The following is a 20,414-nucleotide window of genomic DNA, read 5'->3' as shown; positions in this document are numbered from 1 at the left end:
TCAGCGGCCCAGGGGGGGTAGGCCGGCTGACACAGGACCGGACGGCCCAGGGGGGGTAGGCGGTCCGGTCGGGCACTCTAGGTGCCGAGGACCACTGTACACAAAAGACGGTTCTTTGCGCTAGCTAAGTCTCTAAAAACTCAACTTTTTCGTACCAGCGGTTTGTTTTTGCCATGGTCTCACCTGTGCCATCCACCCGAGGTAGGAGTGTCCATGGCCGGACAAGATCGACTAACCGCAGGTCAGGGTGGGTATGCGCGAGGGCGCGTCGGTACTCCAGCGTACCCCGCGCGTACCCGGTGATCGAGAATTTCCGCCTGGAATTACTGCCGATAGCCGGCGAGGAAGTTGCCGAATCGCTCGATCGCGACCGAGAGATCCCGCGCCCACGGCAGCGTGACGATCCGCAGATGATCGTGATGCGGCCAGTTGAACCCGGTCCCCTGCACCATCAGGATCTTCTCCTGCAGCAGCAGATCCAGCACCAGCTTCGAATCGTCGTGGATCTCATGGACTTCCGGATCCAGCCGGGGGAACGCGTACAGCGCGCCCCGCGGCTTCACACACGAGACGCCCGGAATCGTATTCAGCTTCCCCCAGGCCACATCCCGCTGCTCGAGCAGTCGCCCGCCCGGCAGCACCAGATCGTCGATGCTCTGATGTCCGCCGAGCGCCACCTGAATGGCGTGCTGCGCGGGCACATTCGGGCACAACCGGGTCGAGGCCAGCAGATCGATGCCCTCGAGGAAGCCGCCCGCGTGATCCTTCGGCCCGGTGATCACCAGCCAGCCGGAGCGGTACCCGGCCACTCGGTACGCCTTGGACAGGCCGTTGAAGGTGAGGCACAGCAGGTCCGGGGCGAGCGTCGCCAGCGACACGTGCTTGGCGTCGTCGTAGAGGATCTTGTCGTAGATCTCGTCGGCCAGCAACAACAGCTGATGCTTGCGGGCCAGGTCCACCACCTGCTGCAGCACCTCGGCGGAGTACACCGCGCCGGTGGGGTTGTTGGGGTTGATCACGACAATCGCCTTGGTCTTGTCGGTGATCTTGGATTCCATGTCGGCGATGTCCGGCTGCCAGTCATTGGACTCGTCGCACAGGTAGTGCACCGGGGTGCCGCCCGCCAGCGAGGTCATGGCCGTCCACAGCGGATAGTCCGGTGCGGGAATCAGCACCTCGTCGCCATTGTCGAGCAGCGCCTGCATGACCATGGTGATCAGTTCGGAGACGCCGTTGCCCAGGTAGACGTCGTCCACATCGAATTCCGGGAAGCCCGGCACCAGCTCGTAGCGGGTGAAGATGGCCCGGCGCGCCGACAGGATGCCCTTCGATTCGCTGTAGCCCTGCGCGTACGGCAGCGCCGCGATCATGTCGCGCATGATCACGTCGGGAGCGTCGAAGCCGAACGGCGCGGGATTGCCGATGTTCAGCTTGAGGATCCGATGCCCTTCGGCCTCCAACCGCGCCGCGTGTGCGTGTACCGGCCCCCGGATCTCGTAGAGCACGTTCTGGAGTTTGGTCGACTGCTCCAGCACGCGCGGGGACTTGTGCGGTAGGTGACTAGAAGGGCTCACCCGGTCAATGGTGCCAGAGGGCTACCGGGCGGTATCCGGCGGCAACGCGCTGCGCGCGGCGGTCGAGCCGCAGAACTCCTCGATCCTTTCGTCCAGGTCCTGGGCCTCGCCGGCATCCCGGAACTCCGGGCTCGCGAGACGTTGCCGCACCGCGGAGAGCCGTTCCTCCAATTGCGCGATGCGCTTGTCCTCCTCGAGTTCCAGCACCGGATCCAAGGCGGCAGCGGCACCGTCGAGGCTGCCGTTGATCAGGTGCGCGGCCGCATTGTCCACGCGCGCCAGGGATTCCGCGCCATAGGAGCGCTTGTCGGTGGGTCCGTTCACGTACAGGTCGATCGCACGGTTGGTGGCGTCCAGCGCGGGGGCCGCCTGGCCGAGGTGGATGTAGGTCGCGCCCGCGTAGTAATGGCTCTTGGGCTGGGTGAAGCCGAAGACGCCGCCGACCTCGTCGTGCAGATTGTCGCTGGATTCGCTGTCGCGGGCGTCGTCGGCGGAGCGGATGCAGCGTTCGGTGTCGGCGGTGCTGCCCAGCCGCGACCAGATGCGGGCCTCGATATTGAGCAGCCGCACCCGCGAGGTGGCGGATTCGGCGTAGTGCTGCCCGCTCTGGGCCAGCAGCACCGCGCGGCGCGGCCGTTCGGCCCGGTACTCGATGAGCGCCTGCATGCCGCGGGTCCAGGCGCGCAGCGGATTGTGCTCGCACAGTTCGGCGTAAGCCCAAGCGGCCCTTGCCTGTTCACCGGCGGCATCGAAATAGCCGAGATCGGTGCTGGCATTCGCCAGCAGACCGGACAAAGTACCCGCCAAAAGGTACAGATGCGACGTATCCGCAGGCCGCTGATGGCCTTCCAGCAACCGGTACACCCGCCGCCGCACCCGCAACATCTCCACCATCATCGGCACCGGCGGCATGTGTACGTAATCGTTCGCGATGCGCGTGACATCCGCGTCCAGCTGCTCGAGCAGTGTCGCACCCACATTGGTGCCCTCGGCCCTGCCTGCGTGTTCGCTGGCTTCGTGGGCAGCCGCCATGATCAGATCCCTCTCCGAAATCGCCGCTAACGCATCGCCCCTCATCGCACCCGTGTCGACGAGTGCCAGCAGTTCCGCGTCGCTGGAATAACTGGCCTGCGCCGGCATGCCGCTCCATAGTTCGGAACCGCCTTGGCGCACATCGAAACCGGGAACGGCGGGGCGGTCGCTCGAAGGCTGATCGATCAAGGCCGCGAACCGTGCCCGCACAACATCGTCGGACCTGGCAAGTGAGGTATCGAGGGCGGCCTGATTGATGGGACGGGGATGCACCCGATCGCCCCCGGCCTCCCACTTCGAGACCAGTCGCTCGTGCACGCCCAGATGTGCCGCGAACTCCCGGATACTCATGCGTTTGGCATCGCGGAGGGCCCGGGCCTCTTTGCCTGACCAGTGCCGGACCACGATGCCATCCCTTCCGAACGAACTCCGATGTCCAGGGTACGAGCGGAAACTGGCCGCGACCACTTCCGAAACCCGGTTGGTACCAGGCTTTATACGTATCGGTAATAGTGGCGGCGGATTGGCAGTGGAATGCGGGTGTGCGGGCGTTTTCACAGGGGGTTCCGCGGGCGACCCTTGTGGTCGGGGGAAGGAGGCGGGGATGTGAACGCGGACAAGCTCCGAACGGTCGAAGACTGGGTCTCCTATTACCGGCACGAGTTCGGTTTGCCGGTGACCGAGCGCGGCGGATTCGTCATGCTCCCCGTCACCGCGCAGATCGGGGTGGTGCACCTACCGGTGGCGCGGGCCGAAAAGGTCCGCGGCGCACTGCAACAGCAACAACGCGAGGGTCCGATGCTGGCTCGGCAGATTCGCTGGAGCTTTCTGGCCGAACCGGATTCGCGGCCCGGCGAGCAGATCATGGAGGCCCTGAACCGGCTCGATATCGGCATTCCGGCCGTCGGCAGCGCGGTCATGCTGCCCACCGGCCTCGGCCGCTGGACGCGCGAGGGTTGTCACTGGGTGACGCCGCCCGCGCGCGACATCAAACTCCCACCCCTGTCGGCGATCATCACGACAGCTCTGGCGGTGGGAACCGGGAGCGGGGACTGAACGCAGCCGATCCCCGCGCCGGCGCTGCTCGCGCCGGAACCACCGAGTCCGCCCCTTGGTCTGGCAGTCGACGGGGCGGACTCGGCGTGTAAAGGCTTGCGGGAGCGGCCTACTGCGGCGCGGCCGGGGCCGGGAAGAGTGGGGGGATCGTGGGTACGACGACGGGTGGGAGGCCCGGGATGATCGTGATGGTGTTCGGACCGGGCGTGGTGGGGGGCGCCTCGGTGGTGGTGGTCGTGTAGGCGTGCGGTTGGGGCGCGGCCAGGGATTCGTTGGTGGCGTCGCTGGTGGTGGGGGCGACGGTGGTGGATTCGGCCGGGCGGGTGGTGGTGGCCGGGACGGAGCTGGTGACGGCGTCCTGGCGTTGCGAATCATGGCTCAGGACTTGCGATCCCCAGCCGAGGGTGATGCCGATGGCCGCGACCACGACCAGGGCACCGACCGCGACGCCCGCGAGGCTGATCTCGCGGCGGCGGCCGGACTTCTCCACCGCGGCCCGATGCCCGGACGGCCAGGACTGCGCCGGTTCCGCGGGCGCGGCGGGCGCGCTGTCGTGCACGGTGGTGGGGAACGGCGCGGGGGCCGGGCGCTGCATGACCGGGCGGGCCAGCAGGGCCGCGCCGCGGGTGACCACGGTGTCGGGTGCGACGGGCACCGTGACCGGAACCCCGAGCCAGCGCCGCAGAACCCTTGCCACCAGCGGAATCTGGGCGCAGCCACCGAGCAGGGCGACCGCCTGCACGGGCTGCTCGGAACGCAGGATGACATCGCGGGTCATGCGCGCGGAGGATTCGACGGCCAGCATGATGAGGGCCTCGAAGTTCTCCTGCGACAGCAGCACCAGCCCCTCGGTGGAGGGCAGCGCGACGGCATTGCTGCTCGAGAGTTGTTCCTTGGCCTCGCGGCAGAGCGCGTCCAGCGCGGCCAGCCCGGTGTGGTCCGGCGGATGCGCGATCCGCCCGGACGCGATCTGCTGTTCGCGGATCAGCGAATCCAGGTAGTCGCCGCTGATATCGCTGGTGCGTTCGGTAAAGCAGACCTGCCGGGTGGCGGTGTCCACCACCGTCACGGACAAACCGGACGCGCCCAGGTCGTAGAGCGCGACCGTGCCGAAACCTTGCAGTTCACCGGAGTATTCGAGGAATTCCAGCGCCGCCACCACATCCGGCACCAGTTCGTAATTGGTGAACTGCCGCCGGGCCAGTTCGGCCCGGATGGCGCGCGCGTGATTCTCGTCGCGGTAGGTGATGGCGGTGGCGCTGATGCGGGAATCCGCCGCGAGCACCGCGCCGATGACATCGGCGGCCAGCTCGTCGACCCGGCGCTCCCCGACCGGCACCGCCTGCACATCGAAGGCGGGGGCCTCGGCGGAATCACCGGCGATCGGGCGTGCGACGCGAACCGCGCCCGCCCCCACCGATACTCCCAGAACCGAACTCATCCGCTGCCGCCCTTGATTTCCATACACCTGTCGCCGTCACCTTACGACGTACCGCGCCATCCGTACACCCGGTGTGCTCGGCCAGTGGTCGGCGTAATCGCGCCACGACTGACGGTCAACCGTCCAGGCAGCGACCGATTTACGCCGAATACCCGGTAGAAACCGCTAGCCCGGAAGACAACTCGGCATCGGCCGAGCGGCGGCTCATCGGGAGACGGGAAAATTCAGGTAGGCGCGCGACGGCGTGGGCCCACGCTGACCCTGATATTTCGAGCCCACGGCAGCGCTACCGTAGGGATGCTCGGCCGGACTGGAAAGCCGGATCAGGCACAGCTGGCCGATCTTCATGCCCGGCCACAGCGTGATCGGCAGGTTCGCCACATTCGACAGCTCCAGCGTGATGTGCCCGCTGAATCCGGGGTCGATGAAACCCGCGGTGGAATGCGTCAACAGCCCCAGCCGCCCGAGGCTGGATTTGCCTTCCAGCCGCCCGGCCAGATCGTCGGGGAGCGAGCACACCTCGAGGGTGGAGCCGAGCACGAATTCGCCCGGGTGCAGCACGAACGGCTCGCCCTCGCCCGGTTCGACCAGGGTGGTCAGCTCGTCCTGCCGCTGCGCCGGATCGATATGCGTGTAGCGGGTGTTGTTGAACACCCGGAACATGCTGTCCAGCCGCACATCGATACTCGACGGCTGCACCAGCTTCTCGTCGAACGGCTCGACTCCGAGACGTCCGTTGGCGATTTCCTTGCGGATGTCGCGATCTGAAAGCAGCACGCCGAAAAGACTATGTCAATGCCCGGTTGCCTTATCGACTGGCCCGGCCTCGGTGACCTGTTTGGGTTTGCGCAGCCCCCAGCCGGCATGGGCCTCGGCGCGCATGCGCGGCACCATGTGCGGATAGTGCAGTTCGAAGGCCGGGCGTTCGGAGCGGATGCGCGGGAGTTCGTAGAAGTTGTGCCGCGGCGGCGGGCAGGTGGTCGCCCATTCCAGCGAATTGCCGTAGCCCCAGGGATCGTCCACGGTCACCACTTCGCCGTAGCGATAACTCTTGAAGACATTCCAGACGAACGTGATCATCGAGAACCCGAGGATGAACGAGCCGATGGTGGAAATGGTGTTGAGCGTGGTGAATCCGTCGCTGGGCAGGTAATCCGCGTAGCGCCGCGGCATGCCCTGGTTACCCAGCCAGTGCTGCACCAGGAAGGTGGTGTGGAAACCCAGGAACGTGGTCCAGAATTGCAGCTTCCCGAGCCGTTCGTCGAGCAGCCGCCCGGTCATCTTGGGGAACCAGAAATAGATGCCCGCGAAGGTGGCGAACACGATGGTGCCGAACAGCACGTAATGGAAGTGTGCCACAACGAAATACGAGTCGGACACATGGAAGTCCAGCGGCGGCGAAGCCAGGATGACGCCCGACAGCCCGCCGAACAGGAATGTCACCAGGAAGCCGACCGACCAGAGCATGGGTGTCTCGAAGGTGAGTTGCCCGCGCCACATGGTGCCGACCCAGTTGAAGAATTTCACGCCCGTCGGCACCGCGATCAGGAATGTCATGAACGAGAAGAACGGCAGCAGTACCGATCCCGTCGCATACATGTGGTGCGCCCACACCGCGATGGACAGCGCGCCGATGGCCAGCGTCGCGTACACCAGCGTGGTGTAGCCGAACAGCGGCTTGCGGCTGAACACCGGGAAGATCTCGGTCACGATGCCGAAGAACGGCAGCGCCACGATATAGACCTCGGGATGCCCGAAGAACCAGAACAGATGCTGGTAGAGGATGGCCCCGCCATTGGCCGAGTCGAAGACGTGCCCGCCCAGGTGCCGATCGAACTCGAGGCCCATGAGCGCGGCGGTGAGGATCGGAAACGCCAGCAGCACAAGCACACTCGTGACGAGAATGTTCCAGGTGAAGATGGGCATCCGCCACATGGTCATGCCCGGGCAGCGCAGGCAGATGACCGTGGTGACCATATTGACGCCGCCCAGGATGGTGCCGACACCGGAAACGGCGACGCCCATGATCCACAGGTCCGCGCCCATGCCCGGCGAATGTTCGGCCAGGCTGAGCGGGGTGTAGGCGGTCCAGCCGAAGTCGGCCGCGCCGCCCGGGGTGAGGAATCCGGCGGTGGCCATGGTGGCCCCGAACAGGTAGAGCCAGTAGCTGAGGGCGTTCAGGCGCGGGAAGGCCACATCCGGCGCACCGATCTGCAATGGCAGCACCGCGTTGGCAAATCCGAAGACGATCGGTGTCGCATAGAACAGCAGCATGATGGTGCCGTGCATGGTGAACAGCTGATTGAACTGTTCCGGCGTCAGGAACTGCAGGCCCGGCCGCGCCAGCTCGGTCCGCATCAGCAGCGCCAGCAGGCCACCGATCAGGAAGAACACCACCGCGGTGAACAAATACATGTTCCCGAGCATCTTGGGATCGGTGGTGGTGATGGCCTTCCACAGATACGACCCCTTGGGTCCCATCCGGCGTGGATATGGCCGCGTGGGCTCGAGCTCGGGCACTTCACGAGCGGGCACTGCGGTCATACGTCCTCCTCGACCGCCGAGCAGGATTTGCCGAACGTGCGCTAGCTACCGTTCAGCGCATCCAAACTTCCTGTGGTGGACGGGTTTTCGACCCGGGGCCAGTTTACGACCGCCGGTAGTCGAAACTCGGTGCTTCGGCGAAAGAACCCGGCGATCTTCGGCGCGCCGCCCCCGACGCGCGGGAACGATCACCCGAATGCGCACCTCGATCGGAAATCCCCAGCCGTACCTGCGGGAACGGATAAGAGTTGCATCCCGCCAGAGCCGGTCTGATAGAGTCGCGAGCGCAAGTACATACGGTGCCGATGTAGTTCAATGGCAGAACTCCTGCTTCCCAAGCAGGTAGCGCGGGTTCGATTCCCGTCATCGGCTCGAGCGAAAGCCCCCGTCCTTCCGGACGGGGGCTTTCCGCATGTCAGGGCCCGCGATGGGGTTTACTTCACGCACTCGGTGGCGATGCGCGAGGTGGCCTTCGCCGCCTTGATCAGGTCGTCGGTGCTGAGCCCGGCCTTGGCCGGGTTGGTGCCGTTGGCGCTGTCGATGACCTTCTGAATGCCGCTGTCCGACAGCCCTTCTTGAATATAGATATTGGCCACGCAGTCGGCGGTCGCCTGGCTGAGTTTGCCCTTGTCCTGCAGGGCCTTCGAGATCTGATCGGCCGTCAGCCCGCTACCGCTGCCCGGTGCAGTGGTGGCACCCGCGGCGGGCGTGCCGCTCGCGCCCGGGGTGACGGTCGGCGCGCCGGACACCGTCGTGGCTGGGGCGGTCGTGGTGACCTTCGCCGCGAGCGGGGTGGTGGTGGCCGGTGCGGCCTCCTGACTGTTGCTGCACGCGGACAGCAGTGGCAGCGCGAGCAGCGCCGCCACGACGATGGATTTCCGCATTGTGATCCCTCCCGGTGCCGGGACGATCCCGGTCGATTCAGAGATTGCACACCGGCACCGGAGAGTTAACAAGGGCGGCCGAAAACCACCGGCCGCCAAGGGTCCCGATGATCTCGGGTTACGACCCCGTCTTCATGCAGGAGGAGACGATCTTGGTGGCGGCCGACTGCGCCTTGTCCGAGTCCGCCTTGCTCATTCCGGCCGCCTCGTAGTCCGCCGCGCCGACGGTCTTGGCGTCCTTCTTGACCATCACCTGCAAACCGGCCTGCGAAATGCCCTCGTCCATAAAGACTTTCGCGGCGCAGTCGGCGAACGCGGCATCGAGGCCGCCACCCTGCAGGGACTTGGACAATTCGGCCTGGGTGACATCGGCGGGTTTGTCACCGCCGCTGCTGCCGCCACACGCCACCAGTAGCGGAAGCGCGGCGGCCAGCAGGACTGTGCCTCCGAGAACTCTGCCTCCGAGAGAAACGCGCACTGGGGCCTCGACTTTCAAGATTCGACGGGAAGCTGCCGCAGGCACGATCTCACAGATCCATGGCAGCGCGCAGCGCTGTGTCGATTCGTTCCGCCGTCTCACCGTCGACCTCGGCGATCCGCTCGTCCAACCAGCCGCGATAGATGCGGCCCAGATTGCCGGCGTGCACCCAGCCGTGGCCGGGAATCGGCACCGCGAGGATGTCGCGGGGATCCTCGGCCTCGACCTCCGCGGCGATCAGCCAGTGCCGCGGCGACTCGTTGATGCCGTCGCTCGAGATGAGAATGATGGTGCGGGTTCGGGTGGTGCCGTGTGGGTGGTAGACCCAGAGTTCACCCCTGCGCACGCAGCTCCTTCTCGGCGGCCAGTGCTTCCGCCTCGTCTGCCGCGGCGAGTTCGACCGGGTCCGGTGCCGGGCCGAAACCCAGCCGCACGGCTTCGCGGCGGGCGGCGCGGGAGATCCACGCCGACGGCGACATGCCGGCGCGGGCCGCGGCATCCTGTGCGTAGGACCAGGCCGCCTCGTCCAGCGACAGGGTCACTTTTCGGGTTGCCATACCTTTTATCGTACTTCCGGAGTGGCCGTTTTCCGCCTGTTGGCGACACGTCAACGACGGTAGGGTGTGACCGGTGACAAAGCTGAACCACCACCGCAGCGGCAGCGGAGACCCCCTCGTCCTGGTGCACGGCGTCGGCAGCCGTTGGCAGGTGTGGGAACCGATCATCGACACCCTGGCCGAATCCTTCGACGTGATCGCGGTGGACCTGCCCGGATTCGGCGATACTCCGCCCCTCGCGCACACCACCGTCTCGACCCTCGCGGACGCGCTGGTCGAATTCCTCGCCGCCGAGGGCATCGAAAACCCGCATCTGGCAGGCAATTCCATGGGCGGCGGCATCGTGCTGGACCTGGCCGCGCGCGGACTGGCCCGCTCGGTCACCGCCTTCTCCCCGATCGCGTTCTGGGACACCGCCGGTCGCGTCTGGTGCCAGCAGTCGCTCGGCCGCGCCAAACAGCTGACCCGGGTGCTGCGCCCGGCCGTGCCCGCCCTGCTCGGCAATACCGTGGGGCGGTCCACCTTCCTGGGCCTGGTGTTCGGCAAGCCGTGGGCGCTCGATCCCCAGGTGGCAGTGGATACCGTCGAAGGGCTGCTCGGCGCGCCCGGTTTCGACGCGGCCCTGGCCTCCTTCACCGACTTCCGGCTCCCCGACCGCTCCGCCGTCGACGGCATCCCGCTGACCATCGCCTGGGGCAATCGTGACATTCTGCTCACGTACGCCACCCAGGCCCGGCGTGCCCGCGCGGTGCTGCCGGGCGCACGGCACGTCACCCTGCACGGCAGCGGCCACACGCCTTTCTACGACGACCCGGCCGCGTGCGCCCGCCTGATCCTGGATCAGCTCGAACAGCTCGAACAGTAAGGAAAGACCGTGAGCCACAACGTTTCCCTGACCTTCGACGGCGACCGCGCGTACGTGGCGCTGGACCGGCCCGACAAGCACAACGGCCTGACCATCGAGATGCTGCGCGAACTGGTGCGGGTCGCGGGAGTCATCGGGAAACGCTCCGACATCCGGGCGGTCATCCTGTCCGGCAACGGCCCCAGCTTCAGCTCCGGCCTGGATGTCGCCAAGGCCATGAGCGATCCACTGGATGTGGTGCGCGCCTTCGTGCCGCTGCCGTGGCGCGGCACCAACATCTTCCAGGAGGCGTGCTGGGCGTGGCGGCGACTGCCGCAGCCGGTGATCGCCGTGGTGCACGGCCGCTGCTACGGCGGCGGGCTGCAGATCGCGCTGGCCGCCGACTTCCGTTTCGTCACACCCGATTCCGAGTTCTCGGTGATGGAGGCCAAGCACGGCCTGATCCCGGACATGACCGGCGCGGCCACCCTGTCCCGGCTGATCGGCATCGACAAGGCATTGCTGCTCACCATGACCGCCGACCCGGTGGACGCCGCCTACGCCGAACGCATCGGCCTGGTCACCGAGGTGACCGCGGATCCGCTCGCGGCGGCGGAGAAACTGGCCGACCGGATCGCGGCGCGGCCGCAACACGCCGTGGCCAGCGCGAAGAAACTGTTCGATCGCACCTGGCAGGCGTCGGCGCGGCGGACCCTCGCCGTGGAGCGGGCGACGCAGCTGCCGTTGATCATCCGGCAGGCGCTCGGATCTGGTAAGAATCAAAAGTAAGCCAATTCACGGCAAACAATCCGGTTTGCAAGCCCCAGAATTGGGGTATCGCTGTTAGCATTTTCACACTTTGCCAACGAGTCGAACGCATTGTGCGGCCCGTCACATACGGTGTGGTCCGCGCATTATTCGGCGAGACCCGGAGGAAGCACCGCATTGAGAAAAGCCGCCCCCCTGCTGGTGTCCGCTCTTGCAGGTGCCACGGCCTTGCTCCTTACCGTGACCACACCGGCCGCAGCCAACCCCAACGCGATCAACCCGATTCCCGTTCTCAACGGCACCAATGGCCTGCCCCAGCTACCCGGCCGCACCAAGGCCGTCTTCCAGGTCACCGGCATGGCCAGCCCCAACAACACCCAGTCCTACAACGTGCTCGGCACCGACCTCGGCATCATGTGGGACAACGGAAACGGTGAAATGCTCACCGCTTTCGGTGACACCGCCGGGCTCGGCCTGCCGAATCTGCTGGTCGGCAGCACCTGGGCGTGGCGCTCCAACATCCTGGTGCGCTCGCACACCCATGATCCGGCCAACGGCATCTTCTTCGACTCCGTCGTGCGCGACTGGTTCGGGCAGGCGCGCGATCTCATCCCCAGCCCGAAGATCCCCTTCATCGAGATCAGTCGCATCCCCACCGCGGGCATCTCGGTCGGCAACACCCAGTTCATGAGCCTCATGTCGGTGAAGAGCTGGGACGACGTCGGCGAGTGGACCACCAACTACTCGAGCCTCGCGGTGTCCGGCGACAACGGCGAGAACTGGGTCGAACTGCCCGCCACCCGCCGCCCGGACGACGGCGGCAATGCCAACTTCCAGATGAACGCCTTCGCCAAGCGTGACGGCTTCCTCTACGAGTACGGCACCGGGTCCGGCCGCAACCACCCGGCGTATGTCGCCCGCGTTCCGGAGGCGGCGGCCGGCGATATGGGCGCGTACGAGTACTGGGACGGCGGCAAGTGGCAGAAGGACGTGAACGCGGCCCAGCCGGTCGTCGGCGGTGGCGTCTCGGAGATGTCGGTGCAGTGGAACGACTATCTGGGGCAATACATCATGCTCACCACCGATCCGTGGAACTCGGTGGTCATGTACACCTCGCCCAATCCCGAGGGGCCGTGGAGCGCGCCGTCGGTGCTCATCGACACCCGGGAACTGCCAAGTGCCTACGCGCCCTACATTTTCCCGTACCAAACCGGCCGTGACCTGTACTTCCTCACCACGGTCCACACGCAGTACAACGTCTTGCTGATGCACACCACGCTGTAACCAACTCTCGGGACTCTCAGGGGCTTCGCCCCTGAAACCCCTCCAGATCGCGGGGCTCCGCCCCGCACCCCGAGCTAGCGCGGCCGCGAACTCTAAGGAGTTCGCGGCCGTGGCGTCTCAATAGACTCGTCGTCATGGACTCCGCCGAATGGGATGACTACTACGCCGGTACCGAACTGGTGTGGGGCGCGCCTCCGAACGAGACCGTGGTCGAGCAGGTGTTCGGGTTGGAGCGGCGGCTTCCGGTCGGCGGGTTCGGGATCGGTGAACCCCGGCCGGAGTTGCCGCGGGCGCTCGATCTCGGCTGCGGGGAGGGCCGCAACACGCTGTGGCTGGCCACGCACGGCTGGCAGGTGGACGCGGTCGACTTCTCGCAGACCGGGATCGACAAGGGCCGCACGGTCGCCTCGCGGCTGTCGCGTTCGGTGCGCGGGCGCATCCGATGGGTGCACGCGAATGTCACCAAGCTCGACGCGGCCGACCTCACCGGCCCCTACGAGCTGATCCTCATGGCGTTCCTGCACCTGCCCGCCGAGGAGCGGCGGGCGCTGTTGCTGCACGCCGTCGAGATGCTCTCCCCCGGCGGCACCCTCCTGGTCGTCGGCAACGACACCCTCAACCTCGCCGAAGGCTATGGCGGCGAACGTAATCCGGCCCTGACCTTCACCCCGGCCGACCTCATCGCCGACCTGGCCCCCGCCGAACCCGACATCCGGGTCCGCCTCGCCGACCGCGTGCACCGCCCCACCGAGGACCGCGACGCCATCGACGCCGTGCTGGTCGCCACCAAGCCGGTCCCCGAGCCCCCCGATGAAGAGCCTGCCCTGGGCACTGTTCCGGTCCCACCCGCCCTGGACATCTTCTAGCCGAAGACTAGTTTCGAACCGCCAGACCGGTCAGGCGTGCGCTTTCCTCCCACAGCCGCGCCCGGCGGTCCCGGTCGGTGGTGTGCGCGGCGGTCAGAACATCCTTGCGGCGTACGAAGAATCGACCGGTGACACCGTTCAGCTCCGGGGAGGCTGCAAGCCAGACCGGCGTGTCCGCACCGGCGTCGGGCCCGGGGAGCAGCGGGTTGATCCACTGCGACCAGCCGAAGGCGCGCAGCAGGCCGCGGGCGGAATCGCGGCCGAGCCCGGTGTGGCGAATGATCCCCGGGTGTGCGCCGTTGACGGTGATCCCGGTGCCCGCGAGGTGCTCGGCCAGGCTGTAGACGAACATCGCGTTCATGTTCTTGGTGCGCCCGTAGGCGACGAAAGGCCGGAAACTGGGCGGGAATCCGTGCGCCCGCGCGTTCTCGAAACCCAGGTCGTCCAGGTGGACGGGAATGCCGCGCAGGGCGGTCGGCGAGGCCCCGACCACCACCAGCCGCGCGGATTCCCTTGTGGCGGCGAGATGCTCGCCGAGGGTGCGCAGCAGCAGATAGGGCGCGAGGTGATTGGTGACCAGCGTCCGCTGCAACCCCTCCGACGTGTGATCGGAAAGGTCGGCGACCACGGCCGCATTGCTGATCAGAATGTCGATTCGACTGTCCCGCAGGCGATCCGCCAGCGCGCGGACATCCGAGAGCAGCGACAGATCGGCCAGTTCACCCCGCAGTCGCGCGCCCGGTACGGCCTCGCGGATGCGCGCCTGCGCCGCGTCCAACCTCCCCTGATCTCGCCCGACCAGCACCACCCGCAATCCGGCGGCAGCGAGTTGTCGTGCGATCGCTTCCCCGATGCCGTTCGTCGATCCGGTGACGACGGCCGTCGTGTCCTGGTCCATGCCCGCTCCCCTCAGAGGTTGACAATGTCAACCTAAGCGCGCGGGTTGACGCTGTCAACCGCCGATTAGGATGGTTCGATGCCGCCGCCCACCCGCACCGTGCTGCTCGACTCCGCCCTGCGCCTGCTCGACGCGGGCGGCACCGATGCCGTCACCCTGCGCGAGGTAGGCAAGGGCGCGGGCGTCTCACACAATGCGCCCTACAAGCACTTCGCGAACAAAGAGGCGCTGCTCGCCGCCGTCGCGGCACGTGAACTATCCGAGCGCGCAATCGAATTCGCCCGGGTCATGCAGGAACAGCCGAACCCGCTGGAAATGCTGCGCGCGGTCCTGCACGGCTATATCGCCTGGGCCCTCGAACATCCGGCCCGCTTCCGGCTGGTCTTCGGCCGCTGGACCGACGAGACCCCCGAACTCGCCGAAACCGGTGGCAACGCCCAATCCGCGTTGATCGCCCTGGTCGCGCAGGCCCAGGCCGCGGGCAGCCTCCCGGCGGCCGACCCGGAACGCCTCGCCTCCCTGGTCCGCGCCGCCGCGCACGGCGCGGCCGACCTCGCCTCCACTGGCCATCTCGCCGCGAACGGCAAGGGCCACGCCGACCCCACAGACCTGGTCGACGACTTACTCGACTATCTGACCAAGGCACGCTGAGCAGCTGCGGGCGGACTGCGGTCAGTTCGTGGACCAGCGCTGCAGCCAGGGCGCCACTGCCGCAACGATTTCTTCGAAGCCTGCGCGGTACGAATGTGCCTGGCCCGCAATCACATGCACCTCGGTGGCGTCGGCGGCGTCCGGAATGCCGAACGGGTCGCGTGCGCCATTGACCACGACGACTTCGATGTCGCCGGGCTCGCGGAGTTCGTCGCGCCGCGATTTCTCCGGCTTTCCCGGAGGATGCAGCGGGAACGACAGGGCGAGCACGCCGCGGACCTTCGCCGCCCGCGCGGTCCGGCAGGCTACTCGCGCGCCATTGCTGCGGCCGCCCTGGATCAGCGGCACGCCGCGCACCTTCTTGCGCAGTGCCGCAATGATTTCCAGCCACGCCGCGTCCTGCACGTCGGCCTTGCCGGGCGCGCGTCGACCGGCCACGCGGTACGGCTGGGTCACCAGCGCGACGGCCCCGCCCAGCCCGACGGCCGAATCCCGCACGGCGAGCAGGTCTTTCGCATCGACACCGCCGCCCGACCCGTGTGTCAGCACCAGCAGGAACGCCGGTTTGTTCCGCCCGGGCCGGTCGATCTCCACCTCCGCCGGTCCGGCACTCGTCTCGATGCGCATGAGGGCACCGTAGTCACGCGCCCGTCCCCGCCTCGCGCGGCACACCGGGCGCGGCCGGACCGGCCGCCGAATCCGCCGCCGCCACTCTCAGCGGCGTCGCCGGGACTCGATCAGCCAGGCGGCGATCAGCCCGGCGAGACTCGCGATCGCACCGAGAATCACCAGGTCAGGGGTCATTACCCCAGTGTGCGCCGGGTTTGCCTACGCCCGCCGCGCCCACACTGTCGAGGGACTCATGTCCCACCTCACCGATCTCCCCGCACGGCTGCGAGCTGCGATTACGGGATCCCCACGGGCTCAACGGAACCCCGGGTCTCGGCAACCCGCGTGCTTTCAGTCACATTCGGCCCCGATGACCTTGGCGACCCTCCTACCGGTCGGTAACATGGCACGTAAGTTACCCGTCAGTAGCGCTGCTTTACGGTGTCTACCGGTGGAGACCTAACGGGCGGGAACGGCACAACCGAACCGCACCCATCTCAATGGAGAGTGAGTACGACCATGGGTCACTACAAGAGCAACGTTCGCGACCTCGAGTTCAACCTCTTCGAGTTCCTGGGCATCCAGAAGCTGCTCGACGCGGGCGCCTACGGCGACCTCGACGCCGACACCGTCAAGGAGATGCTGAACGAGGTTCGCCGCCTGGCCGAGGGCCCGCTGGCGGATTCGTTCGTCGACGGCGACCGCAACCCGCCGACCTTCGACCCGGAGACCCACACGGTCACTCTTCCCGAGTCCTTCAAGAAGTCCTACCGCGCCCTCGAGGACGGCGGCTGGTCCAAGGTGCCCGTGCGCGAGGAGCTCGGTGGCCTCGGCGCCCCCTCCGTCGTCGGCTGGGCCCTGGGCGAGATGATCCTCGGCGCCAACCCGCCGGCCCAGATGTACGCCGCCGGTGCGGGTTTCGCGCAGGTCTTCTACAACAACGGCACCGATGAGCAGAAGCAGTGGGCGCAGAAGATCGCCGACCGCAACTGGGGCGCCACCATGGTGCTGACCGAGCCCGACGCCGGTTCCGACGTCGGCGCGGGTCGCACCAAGGCGATCCAGCAGGAGGACGGCTCCTGGCACATCGAGGGCGTCAAGCGCTTCATCACCTCGGGCGACTCCGACGACCTGTTCGAGAACATCATGCACCTGGTGCTGGCCCGCCCCGAGGGCGCCGGACCGGGCACCAAGGGCCTGTCGCTGTTCTACGTGCCGAAGTTCCACTTCGACTTCGAGACCGACACCCTCGGCGAGCGCAACGGCGTCTTCGTGACGAACGTCGAGCACAAGATGGGCATCAAGGTCTCGGCCACCTGTGAGGTCACCTTCGGCGGCCACGGCGTGCCCGCCAAGGGCTGGCTGGTCGGCGAGGTCCACAACGGCATCGCGCAGATGTTCGACGTCATCGAGAACGCTCGAATGATGGTGGGCACCAAGGCCATCGCCACCCTGTCGACCGGTTACCTGAACGCGCTCGAGTACGCCAAGACTCGTGTGCAGGGCGCCGACCTGACCCAGATGACCGACAAGGCCGCCCCGCGCGTCACCATCACCCACCACCCGGACGTGCGTCGCAGCCTGGCCATGCAGAAGGCGTACGCCGAGGGCCTGCGCGCCGTGTACCTGTACACCGCCGCGCACCAGAACGCCGATATCGCCGAGCTGGTCTCGGGCGCGGACAAGGACACCGCGTTCCGCGTCAACGACCTGCTGCTGCCGATCGTCAAGGGTGTCGGTTCCGAGCGCGCCTACCAGTACCTGACCGATTCGCTGCAGACCTTCGGCGGCTCCGGCTTCCTGCAGGACTACCCGATCGAGCAGTACATCCGCGACGCCAAGATCGACTCGCTGTACGAGGGCACCACCGCGATTCAGGCGCAGGACTTCTTCTTCCGCAAGATCGCCCGCGACCGCGGTGTGGCGCTGGCGCACGTGGCCGGTCAGATCCAGAAGTTCATCGAGCGTGAGGGTGGCAACGGCCGCCTGAAGGCCGAGCGCAAGCTGCTCGCCACCGCCCTCGAGGACGTCCAGGGCATGGCCGCCACCCTGACCGGGCACCTGATGGGTGCTCAGCAGGACCCGAAGGAGCTCTACAAGGTCGGCCTGGGCTCGGTCCGCTTCCTGCTGGCCGTCGGCGACCTGATCATCGGCTGGCTGCTGCTGGCCCAGGCCGAGGTCGCCATCAACGCCCTCGACGCCGGCTCGAACGAGAAGTTCTACCAGGGCAAGATCGCCACCGCGCAGTTCTTCGCTCGCAACGTGCTGCCGGAGCTGACCTCGGTCCGCACCGTGCTGTCCAACCTGGACAACGACATCATGGAGCTGGACGAAGCCGCGTTCTGACGAAGGGTCTTGGGGGCTTCGCCCCCAAACCCCCGGGAAGATAATCGGGGGCAAGCCCCCAAACCCCCAGCACAAAGCGCTGCGGCCCGGATCCTCCGGGCCGCAGCGCTTTTGGCGTTATTCACAGGTGACGATAGGGACCGGGTCGTATTTGACGGTTCGGGTGTGGCGGGAGATTTCCTTGCCGGTCTTGGCATCTCGGATCACTCGGGTGTCGGAGGTGGTGAAACCCGGTGCGCCGGACGAGGCTATGCAGTCCTTGCCCTTGGGGAGGGTGACGGTCTTGGGCTCCGTCGGTTTGGTGCGGTCGCCGGTGATGGATTCGACCTCAACGGTTTTGGTGCTCCACAGGCGGACCGTGACGGTGGAGTCGTCGGCGACGGCGTCGATGACCACACCGTAGGGCGTGTTGTTGCGGAATTTCAGGTCGATCGCGCCGTCGAAGACCGTGGCCTCGCGAGCGGCCGGGTAGCGCGAGATGTAGTAGCTGTGCTCGGTGTGGCCCGCGTCCTCCAGGCCCGCGAAGTACGAGGCGTTGTAGAGGGTGGTGGCGAACTGGGAGATGCCGCCGCCGACCGCGGTGGCCGGGCGGCCGTTGTTGATGATGCCGGATTCCACATAGCCCTGGGCGGTCCCGCGCGGCCCGGTGAAATCGTTGAGCGAGAACGTCTCTCCCGGCTTCACCACCGCGCCGTTCACCTTGCGGGCGATCACGCGGATATTGACGCCCGACGGGCCGCTGAAGCCGCCGGTGGTGAACGAGCCGACCGGCTGCTCGATACCCATCTTGTTGGCGTCGTCGGTGCTCAGTTTGGGCTGAACCTGCTGGTAGACCACGGCTTTCGACCGATTCGAGGTGGACGTCAGCACTGCGGGCAGCCCGTCTAGGGTCTTGCCCCAGTCGACGAGTGTGCCGACCACGGCGGGGCGGACGGTCGCCCGCGAACCCGAGAGATCGAACCCGGCGTCCTGCGGCGGCACCTCGGTGGGTTGCAATTGCGGGGCCAGCGCGGCCGTTAGCGCCGGGGCGTCGGTCGAGAGATCCAGTCCGCCTTGATCGTTCGCGCGGAAGGACAGTGCGCCCGCGATCTGCGCGGGATCGAGGGTGGCGTCGCCGCCCTGGCCGGTGAAGGTGACCGGCGCGCTGACGGCCGGTTCGGCGACCTGTCTCAGGGCGCGGTCGACGGCGTCGGCACGCACGTGCGGCTGCGTGTCCACCACGGGCAGCACCAGTTCCGGGCCGTCGGCCCAATGGTCGGCCAGCCTGGCGCGCGCACCCGCGACATCGAGCACCCTCCCCGGCACCGGACGCACCGCGACCGGCCGCGCGTCCTCGAAGACCACACCGCCCTCGACCGGTTCCCGGTCGTGCTCCCGCAACACGGTCAGTTCCCGATCCATGGCGGCGGCGTCGACGGTGGCCGCCGGTTCCACGGCCCGCGTGGCGAAGAACGACGCCAGCCGGGTGAAGGGGTTCTTGGGCTGCCCGCCGACACGGACCCAGGTGCCGTCCCAGTCCACACTCAGTCCGGCATCGCGCGGCACCAGATTCGTCCTGACATCACCGACGCGCACCGTGAGCGGCTGTGCCACACGCTGATCGAGCGCGGCCTGCAACCGGGTCCGGGCAGCGGCCCGGTCCAGCCCGCCGATCTCGACCCCGGCAACCTGCACGCCACGCGGCACATTGCCCGACGACAGCGACAGATCGACTACGTATCCCACTCCGGCCGCGGCAACCAGCACACCTGCGGCGATCCCGGCGCGGCGAGCCGCATTCGAGCTCAGAAGTTGACGTAGACCAGGATTTTCACCGTTCACAAAGCTCCTCCCCAAGGGTCAGCAAATCTTCTGCAACGATAGTGGGAGGCATAAAAAGAGCTCCGTGCGGTTGCCGGGTCGGGGGTCTGGCAACAGCACGGAGCCACCCCTACTATCGACACCTGTTCCAGGGCGTTACACACCGTTCCATCCAATCGGAAAAAAATTCGCAACCTTCGACAGGGACAATCGGGACGGACCGGCAACCTACGACGTGAGGAGCCACCCCTATGCAGCTCGGAATGATCGGCCTCGGCCGGATGGGCGCGAATATCGTGCGCCGCATCGTGCGCGACGGGCATACCGCCGTCGGCTACGAACGCCGCGTCGAGAATGTCGACCAGCTCACCGCCGAACTCGGCGAAAGCTTCCAGGGCAGTACCGAACTCCCCAAGTTCGTGGCCATGCTGGACACCCCGCGCGTGGTGTGGGTCATGATCCCGGCCGGCGCGACCGGTGCGGTCATCGACAGTCTGGCCGAGCTGCTGGAACCGGGCGACATCGTCATCGACGGCGGCAACAGCCGCTACCACGAGGACATCGCGCGGGCGAAGGCACTGCGGCCCAAGGGCATTCACTACGTGGACATCGGCACCTCGGGCGGCGTGTTCGGATTGGAGCGGGGCTTCTGCCTGATGATCGGCGGCGAGGACGAGCCGGTCGGCTATCTGGATCCGCTGTTGCGCTCCATCGCGCCCGGCGTCGACGCCGCGCCCCGCACGCCCGGCCGCACCGGTGAGCCCACCCCCGCCGAGCAGGGC

Annotated in this window: 20 protein-coding genes and 1 tRNA gene; 9 read left to right on the top strand and 12 right to left on the bottom strand. The window is 67.1% G+C overall.

What is annotated here, in order from left to right; all coding sequences use genetic code 11:
• Window positions 1-323: 323 nt before the first annotated feature.
• Both ACWELQ_RS04500 and ACWELQ_RS04495 read right to left on the bottom strand, forming a co-directional pair.
• Entirely contained in the window at window positions 324-1,583 is a 1,260-nt protein-coding gene (locus ACWELQ_RS04500; RefSeq protein WP_452395637.1) for a pyridoxal phosphate-dependent aminotransferase, read from the bottom strand.
• Window positions 1,584-1,595: 12 nt separating this feature from the next.
• Window positions 1,596-2,957: an XRE family transcriptional regulator gene (locus ACWELQ_RS04495; RefSeq protein ID WP_452395628.1), complete on the bottom strand. Its 1,362-nt coding sequence runs from the start codon at window positions 2,955-2,957 to the stop codon at window positions 1,596-1,598.
• 255 nt (window positions 2,958-3,212) lie between these two features.
• Between ACWELQ_RS04495 and ACWELQ_RS04490 the strand changes: the two genes are divergently transcribed.
• On the top strand, window positions 3,213-3,662 hold the full coding sequence (locus ACWELQ_RS04490) for a hypothetical protein (RefSeq protein ID WP_452395627.1): 450 nt from the start codon (window positions 3,213-3,215) through the stop codon (window positions 3,660-3,662).
• 109 nt (window positions 3,663-3,771) lie between these two features.
• Here the strand turns inward: ACWELQ_RS04490 and ACWELQ_RS04485 are convergent, their stop codons facing one another.
• The 3 genes from ACWELQ_RS04485 to ctaD all read right to left on the bottom strand — a co-directional run bounded on the left by ACWELQ_RS04485 (window position 3,772) and on the right by ctaD (window position 7,647).
• The gene (locus ACWELQ_RS04485) at window positions 3,772-5,103 is read right to left on the bottom strand and encodes an Hsp70 family protein (RefSeq protein WP_452395626.1); all 1,332 of its coding nucleotides are present in this window, start codon (window positions 5,101-5,103) and stop codon (window positions 3,772-3,774) included.
• A 204-nt stretch (window positions 5,104-5,307) separates the two neighbouring features.
• Window positions 5,308-5,880 carry a dCTP deaminase gene (dcd, locus tag ACWELQ_RS04480; RefSeq protein ID WP_452395625.1) on the bottom strand — a complete coding sequence of 191 codons (573 nt, stop codon included), beginning with the start codon at window positions 5,878-5,880 and terminating at the stop codon, window positions 5,308-5,310.
• Between the two features lie 15 nt (window positions 5,881-5,895).
• Window positions 5,896-7,647: an aa3-type cytochrome oxidase subunit I gene (gene ctaD / locus ACWELQ_RS04475; protein ID WP_452395624.1), complete on the bottom strand. Its 1,752-nt coding sequence runs from the start codon at window positions 7,645-7,647 to the stop codon at window positions 5,896-5,898.
• A 301-nt stretch (window positions 7,648-7,948) separates the two neighbouring features.
• On the opposite strand from ctaD, the gene ACWELQ_RS04470 reads away from it, so the two are divergent.
• A tRNA-Gly gene (locus ACWELQ_RS04470) sits at window positions 7,949-8,019 on the top strand.
• A gap of 62 nt (window positions 8,020-8,081) precedes the next feature.
• On the opposite strand, the gene ACWELQ_RS04465 is transcribed toward ACWELQ_RS04470, so the two are convergent.
• The 4 genes from ACWELQ_RS04465 to ACWELQ_RS04450 form a co-directional block, all read right to left on the bottom strand.
• A complete protein-coding gene (locus tag ACWELQ_RS04465; protein WP_452395623.1) occupies window positions 8,082-8,531 on the bottom strand; it encodes a hypothetical protein in 450 nt (149 codons plus the stop codon).
• Between the two features lie 118 nt (window positions 8,532-8,649).
• Window positions 8,650-9,009, bottom strand: coding sequence for a hypothetical protein (locus ACWELQ_RS04460; RefSeq protein ID WP_452395622.1), 360 nt, complete (start codon window positions 9,007-9,009; stop codon window positions 8,650-8,652).
• Window positions 9,010-9,058: 49 nt separating this feature from the next.
• Window positions 9,059-9,355 carry a hypothetical protein gene (locus ACWELQ_RS04455; RefSeq protein ID WP_379358659.1) on the bottom strand — a complete coding sequence of 99 codons (297 nt, stop codon included), beginning with the start codon at window positions 9,353-9,355 and terminating at the stop codon, window positions 9,059-9,061.
• On the bottom strand, window positions 9,342-9,566 hold the full coding sequence (locus ACWELQ_RS04450) for a hypothetical protein (RefSeq protein WP_452395621.1): 225 nt from the start codon (window positions 9,564-9,566) through the stop codon (window positions 9,342-9,344). The genes ACWELQ_RS04455 and ACWELQ_RS04450 overlap by 14 nt, the downstream gene beginning before the upstream one ends.
• 73 nt (window positions 9,567-9,639) lie before the next feature.
• Here ACWELQ_RS04450 and ACWELQ_RS04445 point away from each other — a divergent pair, with 73 nt between their 5' ends.
• From ACWELQ_RS04445 to ACWELQ_RS04430, 4 genes are all read left to right on the top strand, one after another.
• Window positions 9,640-10,431, top strand: coding sequence for an alpha/beta fold hydrolase (locus tag ACWELQ_RS04445; RefSeq protein ID WP_452395620.1), 792 nt, complete (start codon window positions 9,640-9,642; stop codon window positions 10,429-10,431).
• Window positions 10,432-10,440: 9 nt separating this feature from the next.
• Window positions 10,441-11,199, top strand: coding sequence for a crotonase/enoyl-CoA hydratase family protein (locus ACWELQ_RS04440; protein ID WP_452395619.1), 759 nt, complete (start codon window positions 10,441-10,443; stop codon window positions 11,197-11,199).
• Between the two features lie 156 nt (window positions 11,200-11,355).
• Window positions 11,356-12,462 (top strand): DUF4185 domain-containing protein, encoded by a 1,107-nt coding sequence (locus tag ACWELQ_RS04435; RefSeq protein ID WP_452395618.1) that lies wholly within the window; start codon window positions 11,356-11,358, stop codon window positions 12,460-12,462.
• 134 nt (window positions 12,463-12,596) lie between these two features.
• The gene (locus ACWELQ_RS04430) at window positions 12,597-13,328 is read left to right on the top strand and encodes a class I SAM-dependent methyltransferase (RefSeq protein WP_452395617.1); all 732 of its coding nucleotides are present in this window, start codon (window positions 12,597-12,599) and stop codon (window positions 13,326-13,328) included.
• A 7-nt stretch (window positions 13,329-13,335) separates the two neighbouring features.
• On the opposite strand, the gene ACWELQ_RS04425 is transcribed toward ACWELQ_RS04430, so the two are convergent.
• Window positions 13,336-14,226 carry an SDR family NAD(P)-dependent oxidoreductase gene (locus ACWELQ_RS04425; protein WP_452395616.1) on the bottom strand — a complete coding sequence of 297 codons (891 nt, stop codon included), beginning with the start codon at window positions 14,224-14,226 and terminating at the stop codon, window positions 13,336-13,338.
• A 78-nt stretch (window positions 14,227-14,304) separates the two neighbouring features.
• Here ACWELQ_RS04425 and ACWELQ_RS04420 point away from each other — a divergent pair, with 78 nt between their 5' ends.
• Window positions 14,305-14,877, top strand: a complete 573-nt coding sequence (locus ACWELQ_RS04420) for a TetR/AcrR family transcriptional regulator (RefSeq protein WP_452395615.1) — start codon at window positions 14,305-14,307, stop codon at window positions 14,875-14,877.
• A 21-nt stretch (window positions 14,878-14,898) separates the two neighbouring features.
• Here the strand turns inward: ACWELQ_RS04420 and ACWELQ_RS04415 are convergent, their stop codons facing one another.
• Window positions 14,899-15,504, bottom strand: a complete 606-nt coding sequence (locus tag ACWELQ_RS04415; RefSeq protein WP_452395614.1) for an alpha/beta hydrolase family protein — start codon at window positions 15,502-15,504, stop codon at window positions 14,899-14,901.
• 501 nt (window positions 15,505-16,005) lie between these two features.
• Between ACWELQ_RS04415 and ACWELQ_RS04410 the strand changes: the two genes are divergently transcribed.
• Window positions 16,006-17,832, top strand: coding sequence for an acyl-CoA dehydrogenase (locus tag ACWELQ_RS04410; protein ID WP_452395636.1), 1,827 nt, complete (start codon window positions 16,006-16,008; stop codon window positions 17,830-17,832).
• Between the two features lie 117 nt (window positions 17,833-17,949).
• Here ACWELQ_RS04410 and ACWELQ_RS04405 read toward each other — a convergent pair whose 3' ends face one another.
• Window positions 17,950-19,578, bottom strand: coding sequence for a VanW family protein (locus ACWELQ_RS04405; protein WP_452395613.1), 1,629 nt, complete (start codon window positions 19,576-19,578; stop codon window positions 17,950-17,952).
• Window positions 19,579-19,883: 305 nt separating this feature from the next.
• On the opposite strand from ACWELQ_RS04405, the gene ACWELQ_RS04400 reads away from it, so the two are divergent.
• The coding region (locus ACWELQ_RS04400) for an NAD(P)-binding domain-containing protein (protein ID WP_452395612.1) at window positions 19,884-20,414 on the top strand (531 nt) is incomplete at its 3' end.

This window comes from Nocardia sp. NPDC004722 (assembly GCF_053601505.1).
Note: the sequence above shows the minus strand (reverse complement) of the source record. Positions and strands in the feature narration are given on the sequence as shown.